This window comes from Microcoleus sp. S13_C3 (assembly GCF_036700905.1).
GTDB lineage: Bacteria > Cyanobacteriota > Cyanobacteriia > Cyanobacteriales > Microcoleaceae > Microcoleus.
Map to the genome: position 1 here is coordinate 1 of NZ_JAUBPT010000182.1, position 15,385 is coordinate 15,385.

16 protein-coding genes and 1 pseudogene are annotated in these 15,385 nt (G+C 46.1%); 7 read left to right on the plus strand and 10 right to left on the minus strand.

The window, feature by feature from the left end:
- Positions 1-142: 142 nt before the first annotated feature.
- Positions 143-1,666: an HlyD family efflux transporter periplasmic adaptor subunit gene (locus QUA16_RS31495; protein WP_333109734.1), complete on the minus strand. Its 1,524-nt coding sequence runs from the start codon at positions 1,664-1,666 to the stop codon at positions 143-145.
- Positions 1,667-1,836: 170 nt separating this feature from the next.
- Positions 1,837-2,046, minus strand: a complete 210-nt coding sequence (locus QUA16_RS31500; RefSeq protein ID WP_333181624.1) for a hypothetical protein — start codon at positions 2,044-2,046, stop codon at positions 1,837-1,839.
- Positions 2,047-2,275: 229 nt separating this feature from the next.
- On the opposite strand from QUA16_RS31500, the pseudogene QUA16_RS31505 reads away from it, so the two are divergent.
- Positions 2,276-2,443, plus strand: a pseudogene (locus tag QUA16_RS31505) (Uma2 family endonuclease); the annotation flags it as partial.
- A gap of 189 nt (positions 2,444-2,632) precedes the next feature.
- Positions 2,633-4,129 carry a cysteine--tRNA ligase gene (gene cysS, locus QUA16_RS31510; RefSeq protein WP_333108435.1) on the plus strand — a complete coding sequence of 499 codons (1,497 nt, stop codon included), beginning with the start codon at positions 2,633-2,635 and terminating at the stop codon, positions 4,127-4,129.
- 51 nt (positions 4,130-4,180) lie between these two features.
- Here cysS and QUA16_RS31515 read toward each other — a convergent pair whose 3' ends face one another.
- Positions 4,181-4,369, minus strand: coding sequence for a DUF433 domain-containing protein (locus QUA16_RS31515; protein ID WP_333108434.1), 189 nt, complete (start codon positions 4,367-4,369; stop codon positions 4,181-4,183).
- 112 nt (positions 4,370-4,481) lie between these two features.
- On the opposite strand from QUA16_RS31515, the gene QUA16_RS31520 reads away from it, so the two are divergent.
- Positions 4,482-4,709 carry a hypothetical protein gene (locus tag QUA16_RS31520; protein ID WP_333108433.1) on the plus strand — a complete coding sequence of 76 codons (228 nt, stop codon included), beginning with the start codon at positions 4,482-4,484 and terminating at the stop codon, positions 4,707-4,709.
- Positions 4,706-4,990: a type II toxin-antitoxin system mRNA interferase toxin, RelE/StbE family gene (locus tag QUA16_RS31525; protein WP_333108432.1), complete on the plus strand. Its 285-nt coding sequence runs from the start codon at positions 4,706-4,708 to the stop codon at positions 4,988-4,990. The genes QUA16_RS31520 and QUA16_RS31525 overlap by 4 nt, the downstream gene beginning before the upstream one ends.
- 40 nt (positions 4,991-5,030) lie before the next feature.
- Here QUA16_RS31525 and QUA16_RS31530 read toward each other — a convergent pair whose 3' ends face one another.
- Genes QUA16_RS31530 through QUA16_RS31540 form a run of 3 tightly spaced genes read right to left on the minus strand, consistent with a single transcriptional unit; the run spans position 5,031 to position 6,732 of the window.
- Positions 5,031-5,987: an alpha/beta hydrolase gene (locus QUA16_RS31530; protein WP_333108431.1), complete on the minus strand. Its 957-nt coding sequence runs from the start codon at positions 5,985-5,987 to the stop codon at positions 5,031-5,033.
- Between the two features lie 33 nt (positions 5,988-6,020).
- A complete protein-coding gene (locus QUA16_RS31535; RefSeq protein ID WP_333056013.1) occupies positions 6,021-6,350 on the minus strand; it encodes a helix-turn-helix domain-containing protein in 330 nt (109 codons plus the stop codon).
- Complete coding sequence (locus QUA16_RS31540) at positions 6,343-6,732, minus strand: type II toxin-antitoxin system RelE/ParE family toxin (RefSeq protein ID WP_333108430.1); 390 nt, start codon at positions 6,730-6,732, stop codon at positions 6,343-6,345. Before QUA16_RS31540 ends, QUA16_RS31535 begins: the two co-directional genes overlap by 8 nt.
- A gap of 96 nt (positions 6,733-6,828) precedes the next feature.
- Between QUA16_RS31540 and QUA16_RS31545 the strand changes: the two genes are divergently transcribed.
- Positions 6,829-7,941: an AI-2E family transporter gene (locus QUA16_RS31545; protein WP_333108429.1), complete on the plus strand. Its 1,113-nt coding sequence runs from the start codon at positions 6,829-6,831 to the stop codon at positions 7,939-7,941.
- A 386-nt stretch (positions 7,942-8,327) separates the two neighbouring features.
- On the opposite strand, the gene QUA16_RS31550 is transcribed toward QUA16_RS31545, so the two are convergent.
- Entirely contained in the window at positions 8,328-9,263 is a 936-nt protein-coding gene (locus tag QUA16_RS31550) for an OmpA family protein (RefSeq protein WP_333108428.1), read from the minus strand.
- A 240-nt stretch (positions 9,264-9,503) separates the two neighbouring features.
- On the opposite strand from QUA16_RS31550, the gene QUA16_RS31555 reads away from it, so the two are divergent.
- Together QUA16_RS31555 and QUA16_RS31560 are read left to right on the plus strand one after the other, a co-directional pair.
- A complete protein-coding gene (locus tag QUA16_RS31555) occupies positions 9,504-10,175 on the plus strand; it encodes a hypothetical protein (protein WP_333108427.1) in 672 nt (223 codons plus the stop codon).
- Between the two features lie 5 nt (positions 10,176-10,180).
- Positions 10,181-12,259 carry an abortive infection protein gene (locus QUA16_RS31560; protein WP_333108426.1) on the plus strand — a complete coding sequence of 693 codons (2,079 nt, stop codon included), beginning with the start codon at positions 10,181-10,183 and terminating at the stop codon, positions 12,257-12,259.
- A gap of 296 nt (positions 12,260-12,555) precedes the next feature.
- Here the strand turns inward: QUA16_RS31560 and QUA16_RS31565 are convergent, their stop codons facing one another.
- The 3 genes from QUA16_RS31565 to QUA16_RS31575 form a co-directional block, all read right to left on the minus strand.
- Complete coding sequence (locus QUA16_RS31565; protein WP_333108425.1) at positions 12,556-13,728, minus strand: DUF4335 domain-containing protein; 1,173 nt, start codon at positions 13,726-13,728, stop codon at positions 12,556-12,558.
- 3 nt (positions 13,729-13,731) lie between these two features.
- Entirely contained in the window at positions 13,732-14,358 is a 627-nt protein-coding gene (locus QUA16_RS31570) for a DUF3038 domain-containing protein (RefSeq protein ID WP_333108424.1), read from the minus strand.
- Between the two features lie 429 nt (positions 14,359-14,787).
- The gene (locus tag QUA16_RS31575) at positions 14,788-15,291 is read right to left on the minus strand and encodes a hypothetical protein (protein ID WP_333108423.1); all 504 of its coding nucleotides are present in this window, start codon (positions 15,289-15,291) and stop codon (positions 14,788-14,790) included.
- Between the last annotated feature and the right edge of the window lie 94 nt (positions 15,292-15,385).

Sequence of the window (15,385 nt, forward strand, 5' to 3'; positions counted from 1 at the left end):
TATTTTGGCAAACCGATTCAGTCATGGCATTGTCTAGAATACATAGATGATATTTTTTGTCAATGCGTAAGTCCTAAATAATTAAAAAGTTAATTGTTTGTGGATTCATAAATTTAGCTAATCTACTGATACTCTTTAATTTTCATTCCCCATCTTCGCCCTCTTTTTTTTCTTCCTTTTTATTCTTTTTATTGGTTTTTTCTTCCTGAATAGGAGTTCCCGGCTTTAAGGAAGGTTCAGGAGGGGGTATCACAGCACTGTCACCTGGCTGCAAACCCGAAGTTACTTCCACCTGAGTTAACCCTTCTAAACCTAGTGTAATAGGCCTTTTCTGAGCTTTACCTTGACTGTCACGAATCCACACAAAAGGCTTAGACTTCGATCGCACAATTGCCTCCGTATTCAAAACTACTACCTTCTGGCGCTGCTGCAAAATAATCTCCACATTCACTTGACTCCCTGGAATCAAAGTCCGGGTTGGAGCATCGAGTCTTACTGTTGCAGGAACCGTTGGTTGACTGCCTTGATTAGAGCCGTCATTTCCTTTACTATCACCACTTTGAGCAAGAATATACAAGCTTTCCACTCTTCCTGAAAACTGCTTAGGATTGGGGCCAATAATGCTGATGCGGACAGACTGCTTGGGTCTAACTCTAGCCGCATTTAGCGTAGAAAGCTGTATTTTTACGAGTTCTTGTGAAGGATCGCCTAATGTCAAAAGTTCATCACTACGTTTCACTCCGTTGGCATTTTTTACTTTAATATCAAGTACCTTACCATCAATAGATGCAGTCACAATATTGTTCTTAAGTTTTTGTTCTTTTTCTCGGTAATCAAGCTGTAAGCTTTTGAGTCCGCGACTATTTGTGCTAACGTTGAACTGAGCTTGTCGCAGTAGGGAATCAGCAGTAATCACTTCTTTCTGAAGTAGTTGTTCTTTGTCTTGCAGTTCATTTTTTAAACCTTTAAGAGCGAGGAGATCCGTGTTAATTTGAAGCTGTACATCTCGTAAAGTGGTTTTAGCGGTGCGAACTGCCCCTTCCTCCGATTGGAGGGCATCTCCCGAAATATAACCTTTTTCAAATAATACTTTATAATTGGTAAGTTTCCGATCGGCAGCAGCCAAACCCTCCTCAGCGTCAACAACTTTCTTTCGATTATTTGTCAAGGTAAGTTCCTTTTGTTGAATTTCTAATAACTCGTCATTTTGCCCGGATTTATAATTTTGAAGTTTCCCTTGGGCGATATTGAGTGCTTCCTGAGCTTCGGCCACTTTTTGGTGTAAGCTTTCTAGAGTGAGTTTTTGTTTCTGAATCTCCAACTCTTGCTTGATGAGAGTTGTTTTCTGTTCGGGGTTACGAAGGGTAATTAAGTTCTGACCAGATGTGATGGTTTGCCCGATCTTTACTAACACCCGATCGACAGTACCATCATCTGGAGATTTCAGAGTTTGTTGACCACCCAATTCAACAATACCGCTTTCGTTAATCGTATCTTCAATATCGCCAAGTTTGACGGGTATCAAGCGCACTTCTATGGGTTCGGGAGGTCGATTTTGATATAACCCGTAGGCAAATAAGCCGCCGCCGATGCCTACAGTGAGAAAACTAGACCACAGTAGCCATTTAACTCCTGTTTTGAAACTATTTTTTTCTTTATATTTCACTGTCCACTCCCCCCTACAAACTGTAAATAACTGTTAAGTAATTGGACAGAATTAATTACACACTGATTTTTTGCTGATTCTTTACTAGACAAGGCTTGTAGCCCAAATTTTTGTGTAATTAATTGTGTCCTACTACTTAAGCGTGCGCGATCGCCCTTTAACCGTTTTGGTTACTGTTTGGATAAAAAAATGGCAACTTTGGGGCTGAGATATTCTAGCATCTGTTGACGTACCAGGGCAAACGCATCTAAATTGCCGGGAGAATAGTAGTAGTGTTTTGAGGAATAGCCACCGCTATCGGCAGTCAAATCTCTTTTCAATAAACTACAGCTATCGATAATAGTGGCAACAAGCACGGTAAAATTCCCGCTTGTTGACATGATGCGTTTGCCCTGGTTGACGTACTACTTTCTCTCTTCCCTTCTAAGGTCGCTATTTCTTCTGAATCTGTATTGCGTTCTAAGTCGGACAAGGTGAAACCATTGCGAGAAAAAATGCGGGAATATAGTCTTTCTTAGTAACATGAGGTGCTCTTGGGGATTGGGCATCGGGTCTAAAAGCATGGGGCATCGAACTAGCCCGTGTATTTCACTTTCTTGAGAACCCCTATACATCGCAAATGGAGCCATTTTGGGATGGTTAATCGATCGCAAAAACCAGAAAGTTGAGATATAGAGACAAAATCAGGATGTGGAAATATGAGATAATCCCAGCACTTTATCCGGGGAAGATGTATTACCGGGATTTGTCTTAGATTTAACAGATGTTTGGCAGTAATACTAAATGCAGGTTTGATAACGCATTTATCTCTTAGTCTGCGGAGGCAGACTTCGTTTGTGTAGTTGCGGTTTCAACCCCCGAGTGATACAGGGGGTAGCAAACTCGTATTTGGTAGCGACAGCGAAAGATTCACCAACAGCAATATAATAAATTAGAGCAGTACCTCAATCCCAAATCTCAAATCCCATGCCCCTAACGCTTTACAACAGCTTAACCCGTCGCGAATCACCTTTTGAACCCCTCGAACCAGGAAAGGTGCGGATGTATTGCTGCGGCGTTACGGTGTACGATTACTGCCACGTGGGCCACGCCCGCGCTTACATTGTTTGGGACATGGTGCGCCGCTATCTGATGTGGCGGGGATACGATGTGCGCTACGTGCAGAATTTTACAGATATTGACGACAAAATTCTCGATCGCGCCCGCGAAACCAATTCCACAATGGAAGCCGTAGCGGAACGCTTCATCGATGAATATTTCGTAGATATGGACAAGCTAAATATTCTCAGGGCCGATGAATATCCCCGCGCCACCCATACAATCGACGGCATTAAACGGCTGATTCACGAATTAGAAAATAAAGGTTATGCCTATGCTTCCGGCGGCGACGTTTACTACAACGTGAGGCAGTTTGCCGATTACGGAAAACTTTCCGGCCGCAAGTTGGAAGAAATGCAAGCCGGGGCTAGCGGTAGATTGGAAACCGCAGAAATAGAATCTCAAAAAAAGCAAGATTCCTCTGATTTTGCCCTGTGGAAAAGCGCTAAACCGGGAGAACCGGCTTGGGATTCATCTTGGGGAAAAGGCCGCCCCGGATGGCACATCGAATGTTCGGCTATGGTGCGCGATTGCTTGGGCGAAACTATTGACATTCACTGCGGCGGTTCCGATTTAACTTTTCCCCACCACGAAAACGAAATTGCTCAATCTGAAGCCGCGACGGGCAAGTCCCTGGCTAATTATTGGATGCACAATGCTTTTGTGACTGTCAATGGCAAAAAGATGTCGAAATCTTTGCACAATTTTATTACAATTCGCGATTTATTGGATGGGAATTGGTCGGGCGATACAGCTTTGGAAGGAAGCGAGAAGTCAAAAGCGGTGGAACCGATGGCGGTGAGGCTGTTTGTGTTGATGGCGCAGTACCGCAGTCAAATTGATTTTACCGAAGAGGCGATCGCTAATGCTCGAAATGGCTGGAATACCATCAATGAAGGTTTGCTGTTTGGCCTCCGATACGGTTCTCAACTGAATTGGGACGTTGAGAAAACTGGACAGGATGGCAAAGCTGTGCAGGAATTCCAATCAGCGATGGATAATGATTTCAATACTCCCGGCGCTGTGACGGTTTTGTTTGAATTGGCTAAGGAATTGGGCAAGGAAGGTAATGTTTTAGTGCATCAAGGCAAAACAGAAACTTCGCCGGAATTGTTGCAGCAAAAATGGGTAACTTTGGTAAGTTTGGCGGGGGTTTTGGGTTTAGAAGTTCAGCCGGAAGGTGACAGCAATGATGCTGTAGATGGTTTGAGTGATGCGGAGATTGAGGTGATGATTCAGCAGCGGAAAGATGCCCGGAAAGCTAGGGATTTTGCTGAGGGCGATCGCATTCGCAACGAACTTAAGGATAAGGGAATTACTTTAATAGATCAAAAGGATGGTACAACAATTTGGCACCGCAGTTAAAACCAAATTCATAGTCTGTGGAAGCAGACTTCGTTTGGCTCTTAAGCGATTTCAATCGCGGAATTCTAAACACGCTCTAATGTCTTCCTCCGTCAACTCTGGAAAGTCGTCCAGAATTTGTGCAGGAGACATTCCCGCAGCCAGCCAACCCAACACATCATAAACGGTAATTCGCATTCGCCTGATGCAAGGCTTTCCACTGCGTTTACCTGCTTCAATCGTAATGATGTTGTCGCTCATGACAAAACCGAGTTTAGTACATTTTTTTTTAGTGTAGCCTAGTCTTAGAATAAGCGATACAATTTACTCAACTTCGCAATTTGTTCAACATTAGAGCTAATAGCCTAACTCTATGAATACCCTCGACCAAGTGCTAGAAACTGCTTTACAACTGTCCTACGAACAGCAGGAAATGCTGATAAAAATCCTGCAAAACCGTCACCGCGAGAGTGTCCGCGGCGAAATAGCTGCGGATGCTCAACAAACCTTAGCTGATTTCCGTACAGGCAAATTTCGACACCAGTCAGCCGAGGAGGTTATTGCAACATTACGCCAGTCTTTGGACGAGCCGGAAGCATGAGACAACTGGTTCTGACTCCCAAATTCAAACGAGCATTTCGCAAGTTTGTCAAACGAAATCCAGAGATCCAGCAACGTATTGAAGAATCTCTTCGACAAATGGAAGCAGATGTATTTTTTCCAAACCTAGGTACCCACAAACTAGGCGGCAAACTCGACGGTCTTCAGTCCTGCTCTTGCGGCTATGATTGTCGTATCGTGTTCTCGATTGAAGAGGATACGGAAACAAATAGTGAAGTCATTGTTTTACTCGACATAGGCACACATGATGAGGTCTATTAACTGTGTCAGTTATTATTAGACCGAAACTTCAGAAAGAGATTTAATTTTTATTTAACTTCTTCACAAATTCGGCAACAGCCGCCACAAATTCTGCGGTGGATTCATAGGGCAAAACATTGCGGCCCGGCATTAATAAACCTTCCCCATTGGGAAAATGGGCTAAATATTGCGCTAATCTTTCATCCGGTTTCTCTTCCTTACCCGCTTGACTGATGCTTGAGGCTTTTTCTCCCATCACAATGAGTGCAGGTCGATCGAACTTTTGAATCGTACCGCTATAATCCTGGCGCCAAAACCCCGCTAAAAACGAGAAAACCGCGTGCCGACTGTCAGGATTCGCCGCCCCAGCCTGCAAAGCATCCAACCATTCGCTGTCAACTTGTGCCGCATCTCCAAACAGTTGTTTCACAGAAAAAGAACGCAAAAACTCACCGCGTCTGGCGTAGCGGTAAAAAGCGTTTCCCAAGGGAGAATTTAACAAATTCCAGACAATTCTTTGCTGTCTTTCTGTGGAATGTTTGTTCATGACAGCCCAAGCGGGAGGCCCCGCGAGGACTAAGCCGCGAATTAAATTTGAGCCGCTTTCCTGCTGCATTTTTGCTAAAGCCAAGCCTACAGACAGTAAAGCACCTTGTACGAGGACGATCGCAGGTTTTTTCACTACAGTTTTTAAGAAATACTGCAACTGTGCGGCCCAATCGTCTGGATAGCAAGCCACAGCGGGCATTTCGCAATCGCCGCAGCCCAAAAGGTCGGGATTATAAATCGGATTACTGTTCCCTGCTTTGTACCAACTCTCACAAAATCTATGCCAAAAGATTCTTGACAAACCAACTCCTATCGGATGAATTAATAACAAGGGGATGCTATCTTCTGTCGCCGTAGTTGGGTTATAAATTTCATAAGCACAGCGGTAATTTTGCCATTCGTAAAACAGCGTTGGTGATTTTATAGACGAAATGGTTGACAAATCTTTATTTGAAGGTGGTGATTGCATATTAATCTTTTAATTTTTTACTTGTTTGTTTACTTATGATGCTACGACAATGTGAGTTTTAGCTTGAACATTTGGTGGCGAGTGGGCAATCCTAATCTCTACGTTGCTGCCGAGTGCGTTGAGAAAACGAAATAGGCGTTCCGTAGAGAAATCTAATAATTTACCGCGCATCAATGCTGAGAGTGTAGGTCGATCGATTCCTAATAGCTTTGCTGCTTGGTTCTGGGTTAGTTGGCGTTCCGAAATTAATTCACTAATCTGATGAGCTAGTTCTGCCTTAATCAGTAATTCCTCTGGATTGGGTAGCCCTAAATCAGCAAAAACATTTCCACTACTGGAATGCACTTTTATTTCTTCAGTCATTTTGTTCCTCCAATTCTTGCTGTTCTAAATATTTTTTGTAGTGTTCTTTGGCACGCTTAAGTCGAGATTCAATCAAATCTATATCTTGCTTGGGGGTAGCAATTCCCTGCTTTGATTTTTTTTGAAAAGCATGAAGAACATAGACTATTCCTTCAAATTTTACGGTATATACCGCTCGGTAAGTGTCTCCATCAAAATTCTCAACTATTTCTAGAACGCCAGCACCTTTAAATCCTTTAAGCGGTTTAGCATCAGGATGCTTTTTACCCAGTTGAGCGCGGTACAAAGCAAAACCCATAATTTGCTGAACATCTTCAGGAAAGTCGCGCAAGTCGTCACGGGAACTGCCGATCCATTCAACGGGTTTTAATAGCGACTTCATAATCTTAATTATATTATTTATATCATATCGTTTATCATAAAATAGAGAGTGACACGATCGACAACAATATCATTACTCAATTTTGTCAGAATAATCATGTCAGAACAGCGGATTACCATTTCTTTACCTAACTTGCTGCTAATTGTAGCATCGTCCTTGCTGCTAGTGCTGCTGTGGCAATTGCGGAGCCTGCTAGTAATTCTGATGATATCAGTTGTGCTGGCTGCTTCGATCGTCCCGATCGTGAATTGGGCCCAAACGATGCGGGTTCCCCGCTGGCTGGCGGTGATTATGGTTTATTTAACTCTCATCGGCGGATTTAGTGGGACGGTAGTGTTAATCGGGCCCACGGTCATCGAACAAATAGAGTTACTGCTGCGGCAGTTACCCGTTTATGTCGAAAGCCTGGAAACCTTAGCAACTAATTTATTGAGTCGGCTAACCGACGATGCCCCTGCCTTAGTAGGTCAGTTGGTGGACACTCAATCGCTGACTAATTGGCTGATTCGATCGAGTCAACAACTGGTTTTGCGATCGTACAGTTTAACGAGAGGCATTCTAGGCGGTTTTTTCAGCTTAGTTTTAGCATTATTTATTTCCGGTTACATGGTTGCGGACAGCGACACATTAATCAAAAGTTTGGTGCAATTTTTCCCTAAACCTTGGGATACAAGATTAGCTGCACAAGCCGCGCCAATCGGTCAAAGAATGGGGAGTTATATTCGCGGGCGAGTGTTAGTTTCTGGCATTTTAGGGATATTTATTACCACAGGTTTGAGCATTTTGGGAATGCCGGAATTTGCTTTAGGCTTGGGTGCGATCGCAGGTGTGACAAACTTGATTCCCTTCATCGGCCCAGTATTGGGAGCAGTACCAGCATTAATCGTAGCATTAGCTAAAGGTGGCTGGGTACTTTTGTGGGTATTACTGTTATTTGTAATCATCCAGAATTTAGAGACTTACGTACTCGATCCTTTGCTAGTTGGTTCATCAGTTGGTGTGCATCCTTTATATCAATTGCTGTCTGTCCTGGGAGGCGTTCAAGTATTAGGAATTATTGGAGCAGTCATTGTGCCGCCTTGGTTTGCGGGAGTAGCAGCTTTGATTGAGAACTTGTATTTAAAACCGAAACTTAGGAGTGAACATCGAGAGGCAATAGATCGGGCTAAAAATAATTCTGACTTGCCACCTCTTACACCTTCGGCGTGACAGCAGGGGAGAAAAGGAGAAGGGGAGTAGGGAATTGAAACATACAATTTATATCGTTTCTGTTGGCATCGGAATAATAATTTTCGGAGTTCAGCGCTTACGTGACCGATCGCGGGGACACTCGTACTTGGGTATAATTCCGTAGTTGCCAGGTTTGATCTTAAATTCAAAACAGCAATTTTAACATCCCAGAAGCCGTTTGATATCAAATCCGTTGGCATCGGAATTATTCATCTCTCTCTTCTCTTCCTCTGCGTCCTCTGTGTCCTCTGCGGTTAAATCATTCCGGTTCAACCGGATGTGATATGACTCCAATTATTCGATCGCTACCATTGACACTTCAACAGTATCTACAAGTCTGCCGACTAATGACTGATGACTAAAAACTAAGGACTAATTGCCACTTCAATGCGGCGGTTGCGCTGCCGATTAGTATCCGAACTATTGTCTACCGAAGGGCGACTTTCCCCATAGCCGATCGCCACCCAATGATACTTCTGACCGAGTACACCCGACAAATACTGCACCACAGCCTGAGCCCGCGCAAACGACACATTGCGATTATCCGCCGCTTCCCCCGCGTCGTCAGTGTGGCCCGCAACCCGCACAGTTGCCCCCTCGTAATTGCTCAACTCCGCCACCAAATTGTCCAAAATCGCATTAGTACCCGCGCGCAAAGAAATGCTGCCAGTATCAAACAAAACATCGCTGGGCAGAGTCACCATCAGCCCATCCCCCCCAAACACCGGATTATTGGCATTCTGTGGGGTAGTATTCACCGTTTCAGGGTTCAGACTCGGGCTGCTGCCGATCGCGGGTAAAGCAGGGGCAATACTTGCCGCCGTTTCCGGCCCCGCCAATTCCCGCGACATCAACTGCAAACGCTTTTCCAAAGTTTCCGTCGGCCGGCTGCTGCCCAACTGACTCTCCAAAGCCGCCGTGCGGCCAATCAGCGCGTTGAGTTCGCCCTGCAACTGTCTCAAATCCGACTGCAATTTCTCTCTCTGGGCAGGACTGAGTTTTGACTGGGGAGTCGGTGTAGCGGTTGGTGGCGGCAGCGCCGGAATTGGCGTTGCTGGGGCGCGTTTCGGGCTGGAGGTCAAATTTTGAGTTCCACGCAGCAATCTCTCTGCCAGCGGCATCTCCGTCGCGCCTGACGGAGAAATTTGAGCGATCGCCATCCCCAAAACCCACGCAAAACCGCTGCCCACCCCCAGCAGCAGCAGTCGAAAAATCAGCGACAGTAAAAGCAAACCTTTTCCCCGCGACTTGGAGACGCGAGTGGGGGGGATTGAAGGTTTTTGGTTAAAAGATCGCGTCATATTTCATCCCTCTCCGTGTACAGACCAGATTAATTTCGATACTATCTTACCTATCCGATTGGAAATTTGAGATTTGAGATTTGAGATTTGTCCTCCAATCTACAATCTAAAAAAGAAACCCGGTTTCTATAAATCTGGGGTTTGGTGGCGAAGCATCGAGGCAGAAACCGGGTTTCTAGTCCGTTGCCTGCAAGGCTGAATCTGTTGGATAATTCAGTAAAACTTTTGGAAAAAAAACCGATGACTGACCCTCTAAATAGCCCTTATCCCGTTCCTTGGGAATGGATTAGTGCCACTCATGCTAAAGTGAGTTCCACTGCCGGCACAGGCCTCCGCTATTATCGCAGTCCCTCCCTAGTTTCAACTAACGGCCAATACGCAGCTTACAGTCGAATTGAGTTGCAAGTACAGCCGGAATTCTCCCGGTGTCGGGTTAGCAGCGTCATGTTTGTGGAAAATCTCAAAACCGGGGAACTGCAAACAGTGGCGGCTGCTTCGCCACTGGCCGAAAGTGGGATGTATGCTAGCGATGATACAGATATGTCCGGGACGATCGCCATTTTAGTGCCTGTTTCTTGGAATCAAGACGGTTCCCGCATTCTCGCCCGCGAATTTGAAGCACTTTTCAACTCTTCCGATATGTCCGACTACGGTGTCATTTGGGACAAAAATGATAATTACACTTATACCGTTGCTCCCGCTCGCAGTCTTTACACTCATGCTGTATTGTTGGGTTGGAGTCAAGTTTGTCCCGGACAAGTTCTGTTCCGCGCCGGCAATTTGGGCGATCGATCTTGGCCTCTTTGTGCAGTTGATATGACAGGGCAAACGGTAGCAGTCACCGAGGACAAACCCCTAGTTTTCGGCAGTCAAGCCAGCACAGACTGGATCGAACCTAAAACTCGTTTTTAGATATTATGGCGGCATTTTCTTTGATCTGGCAAACAATTTTTTTAGTGTCAGGTCAGTCTTTCAACCAATTCATTTTGACCTTGGGGCTGATTATTTTAGCTGTTGTTGGTGGTTTAACAGCCTTTATTTTTATTCGTATTTTCCTCAATTGGTTGCAAGCGAAATTGGAGGAAAACCGCCCTTTTTTTATACGCTCGTTCACCAGAAAGACTGCCAATTCAACCGCTAATATTTCACAACCTGAAAAGTTTTTTTTAGAACCCCGCTTCGTAGAAAGTGACGGCACTTTAGCGGCTACTATTTTTGGAGGAACCAGCGATATTTCAATAGGGATTGAGCCGGAGATAAACTGCGAAAATTCAGCAGCAGTTGCCTACCTATACAAGCCGATCGCTCTTTGGCACGGGCGCTTGATTTTGCCCTCACACGAACAGCGCCAGCCCTACGGTTCAGTGTTTTTTGAAGTAATAAATGCACCAAAAAAATATAAAAACTTTCTTGGCAAAACAGCATTTTTGAAATGGAGTACAAATCGCGAAGTACAGTTTTTTGTCCACGCAGTCAGTCAAGATATAAACTTCACACAACAAACGAAAAAAAGTCAAAAATCTGGCAACATCCATCCCGATAGATTGAACGGCTGGCGAAATGTCGGCCCTTTAGAAACTCTAGCAGGCAGCAGACTCGAAGACAGCGTGACTGTGATGCTACGCAGGCCCGTGATTGCGATTAAGTATAGCAGCAGCGATCGCCAGGAACTCACGATCGATCGCGAACCAGTACAAATTATCGGACGTTTCTGCGCCTTAGTCACAATTTTACAGCGAAAAGAAGGCGACAGCGACAAATTTATTGTCCGGCATTTCAACAAAACATCTCAACAATTTGACGGCGCCGCCGAAATTATTCGGATTCCACAAGTACAGCCCGACAAACATGGCGTAGCGAGGTCTACCAATCACCTGATCGAACAATCGCCATTAAATCCAGAGGGCTGGTACATTTACGGCGAAAGAGACGAAGACAGTATATTTGTAGTACAGGCAATCGAACCCCGCAAAATTGCTCAATTAATCCCAGATGAAACACATTTCGGAGTAAAAAAATCTCTCGCTTATTTAAGCAACAAAAACTGGGAAAATACACCAGCCCAAAAAGGGCAAGCAAAAAGAGTATTGTTAACCCCAAATGATGCTACAGAAAACGCTTCAATCTCTCCTTGGCAAGAAGGAGATATCGGGATAGTGATTCACAGTTTCGGGGGTATCGGCGGCAAAAAAGGCGAACGGCAACCCCTGGGAATTGTCACCGGACATTTTGCTTTTGGAGTAGCAAAAGTAGTGCGCGATCGCTTTACCAGCGAACTGCGTTTTGACATAGAATACAAACAAGTTTACGCCCACAATCCCGACGGAATTGTTGCCGGTTCCAGCAAATGGCAAAGCTACATGGGAGACTTGCAGCGTGGCTGGTTGGGCGATCGCCCGGTTTGCGATATCATCTGTAAATTAGACTCCGTGTGTTGCGACTACGATTTTGACGGCATCACCTTGTCGCCTTTAACCGAATTAAACCAGCAGCTAGATATCATGATGGCCCGCTACCGCAGCGGAGACGGCACCGGCGCAAGTTTAGTCACGCCAGCAACTTCTTGCGTCCAAGATTCAAGTCAGGCAATTTACGCGACAATTAAAAAAATAACTTCCGAAATAGAGTCAAATCCTCAGATTCAAGACTGGTTGAAAACACATCCCACCGACGCACAAACCCAAAGGTTTCACCAGTTAGTAGCTTTAGGAGAGAGTTTAGAAAAAGTATTAATGCCCCTCGGCATTGTGCGTCCAGATTGGCGAAAAAATTCGAGATTAGCGGGGATTGATTCTGAACTAAAAAAAACCTTTTTTGCTGGTATAGCAACCCTGATAAAAGCTGCTATTAGTTACCGAACAATGTTGCCGAGGCGCACCCAAGATGAAATCGCCAAAGTTTTATTAAAACAAGGAGCTTTTTTGTGGATAATTCGCACAAATCAAGTCGGAGGATTTGACCCAGATATTGAGCCGATCGCACCAACCGGCCTTTGAATCAGCAATCGCTTTGTAGATGATCCCGCGATTGAAATCGCTACTAGAAAAACCAAGTCTGCCTCCGCAGACTAAGAGATTGATATCATGTCCGGTCAATTACCCTGATTCCTGTAGGGGCGGGTTCACCAACAATATTTGCTAAAAACCGACAATCTCAAAAACCCGCCCCGGCCGATGTATTATGCGCGATCGATCGGACATGGTAAGAGGCAGCATTTAAGCGGGATTTGGTATCAGTCAACAGTCAACCGTTAACAGTCAACACTTAACCGTTAACAGTCAACAATCAACCATTACCAAGGAGTGACTTGAACTTTGCCACCCGGTGCGAAAACTACGCGGAAATCAGCCAGCGGTTCCGCAGGTGGCCTGGTGCCAACCGGTTTGTAAAGCAACTCCGACAACGGCGTTTCGGATCGATCGACTGCTGCCGAATTTTCCGACTTGTAACCGACAATCGCCCCGTCTTGGGCCACACTCACCCGATAAACCAACTCCCCATCAACCGGAGGCTGATTCTTCACAACTCCGTCAATTTGCTGGGAAAGTTTGCCCCTCAACAGCTCAATTTGCCCTGGATCGGTAATTGGCACGGCTGCCACATCTGGGCTTGCCAAACCTTCAGCAACAGGACTGGGCGTGCTTTGCGGCGAAGTTCTCGACTGCGGTGTGGCCAACGGTGAAGCGTCCGGCTGCGGCGCGGGGCTCGGAGTCGGCGAACTCGATTCAGCGTTCGGAGTTTGAGTCCCAGGCCGCAAACCGTTAGCAGGGGGCGTGGGATTGGGATTAGGCGAACCCGATCCGCCCGGATTTGCCGTCCCCTGATTCTGGCCTGCAGGATTCGGCTGCCGCACCGGATCTCTCGGGCGCTGGACTTCGGGCACTGGCACCAAGAAAAACGCCATCGCCGCCAAAGCCAAACTCGACACTCCCACGACTGCCGGCAAACTCCGCTTCGCCAAAGGTTCGGCCGACTTGACGTAACGCTTGGAAATTGGGGTTAATTGCAGCGACAATTCCGGCAGCGTCTGCGTGTCGGCAAAAAACTGATCGATCGCCTCTACCAAGTCAAATAGCTGTACCGTCGTCAAATCAACTTTTGCCGACACTTCTGTTTTTTGATCGATTTGGGTTGGGCTGCCTGTGGAGGCGGGTAGAACGGTCAATCGGTGCAAATTCCCGTCAATTCTGTGCAACTGCACCATACCCAAATTCGGGCCGTAGCGATCGGGATAATGCACTCCGCTCATAAATTCTTGAGCGTAGCTGCTGACGGCCCTCACCAAGCTTTCAAAAAAGTCTCGTCCCCCGCTTAGGGGCTCGCGGAGACCGTTCACATAGCATTCAGCGCTCATTAATATGGAAAGCACCGGCCGTATATCTAACTGGCTGGCTGCAGATCCATCGCTCAACCCTTCTAGAACTAGGGTGCAATTTGGCAGACTGTACTGACGCCTAATAGTCATTTTTTATTCAACTTCTCCATCAAACAGGCTAACCCAGAAGCGCTGCATTCCGGCTGTGCCTGTACAAAATAGCAGTTTGCTCAACAAGTTCAAAGCTAGTTCGTTGAGCTTGTCGTCGGAATCGTAAGCTGCAACTAGCGATCGCTTGGGGTTCATGCGCGATCGAAAGTGAGCTCGAAAGCGTTCTAAATACTCCGCCAGCGGCTGGTTCTGGTTGAGGGGGATATTTTTCGATCGCAACTGCTGGGAGTCTAGCAGCAACTGCCGAATTGTGGCGGTTAACTTACGCGCCATATTACAGGCGATCGCCACCAGCGCTTTTGCCTCCACAATGGTTAGGGAGCGGCGCTGGGTATAGCGTCTCAGCGGGTTAGTATTACGCATCAGCCAAAGGGCAACCCGATTTTTGATAATTGATTCCAATTCCAGGTCCTTTGACACAGCCAGCATTTCTTCGGCACCTCCGAGATACAAGGCTTCGATCGCCAGCAACATCAAGTCAATTTGCAATCTGGATCGGCGGGGACATCCCCCATCGGAGGGCGACAAGTCTGGCAAACTGTCTAAAATCAACGGGTTTGACTGGGTAAGCGAAGTTTCTGACGGCATTAATATCACGGCAACATCCATTCCAAACAAACTATACGGGCACGGGGGGTCTTGAGCAAGACAAATTCTCAACCAAGAACTTCTCTGGGATACTTTATTTTTATCATTGACTTTTAAGTATATTTTCTAATTTAGCAGCAACCGACCGTCACAGGCGAGCTCCGGCGGGAGTTCGATCGCCCACTCCCCCACCCCCGCCGCCGCTTTGTGATTCCTTGCTTCATGAGGGGAGAAGGGGAGAGTCAATCGATTTTAGATTTTAGATTTTAGATTGAAGCATTGACCCCACGGATGAATCCGGGGGCAAGTTTCATCGGATACAGGTTTTTTATTTCACCGGTCCTGAGTCTGCTTTCGGAATGAATCCGGCGGCTTGTATCCTGGATGCTTTCGGTCAGAAAGCGACAAAGAATTACCCATTTCCCATTTCTTCTTCTCTATTGGGATCAATCAATGTTCCTGCTTCTGGGGTTGCACCGCCGCTTCTCTTTGAGCCGTAAAATCAGTAGCCGCCGCCTTATCAGTTAGACTAATTTTTCCCTTGAGGGTTTCTTGCTCCACAATTCCGCGCATTTTAACAGAACTGTTTTGACCGGTTGCTGTGGAGTCGCTGCAACCAGCTAAATTAGGAACCGCACCCGACAAGTTCAATCCTTGAGTTTCCCACTTACCAAATAGAGAAGGTTTCTCCTCGCCTGTTTTTTCCCTGGCCTCCCTGCTGCCCGATCGCAAATTACCGCTTAAATAAACACCGGATTGCTCGATTGTCAATACCAAAACATCAGATTTCAGACATTCGGGCAAACTTTTAGGATCGAAGCGATAATTTCCCGCAATTGCCGGGGCCGCCTTTAAATTTGTTTCGCCGTAAGCACTCACTACTTTAAACAGCAGCGCCACTAAGCCGATCGTAACCCCGTAAAATGTCAGCGATTTGAGCCTTAAATGATTCATAATCTTGGTAATTAGTAATTGGGCATTGGGCATTGGGCATTGGGCATTGGGCATTGGGCATTGGGCATTGGGCATTGGGCATTGGGCATTGGGC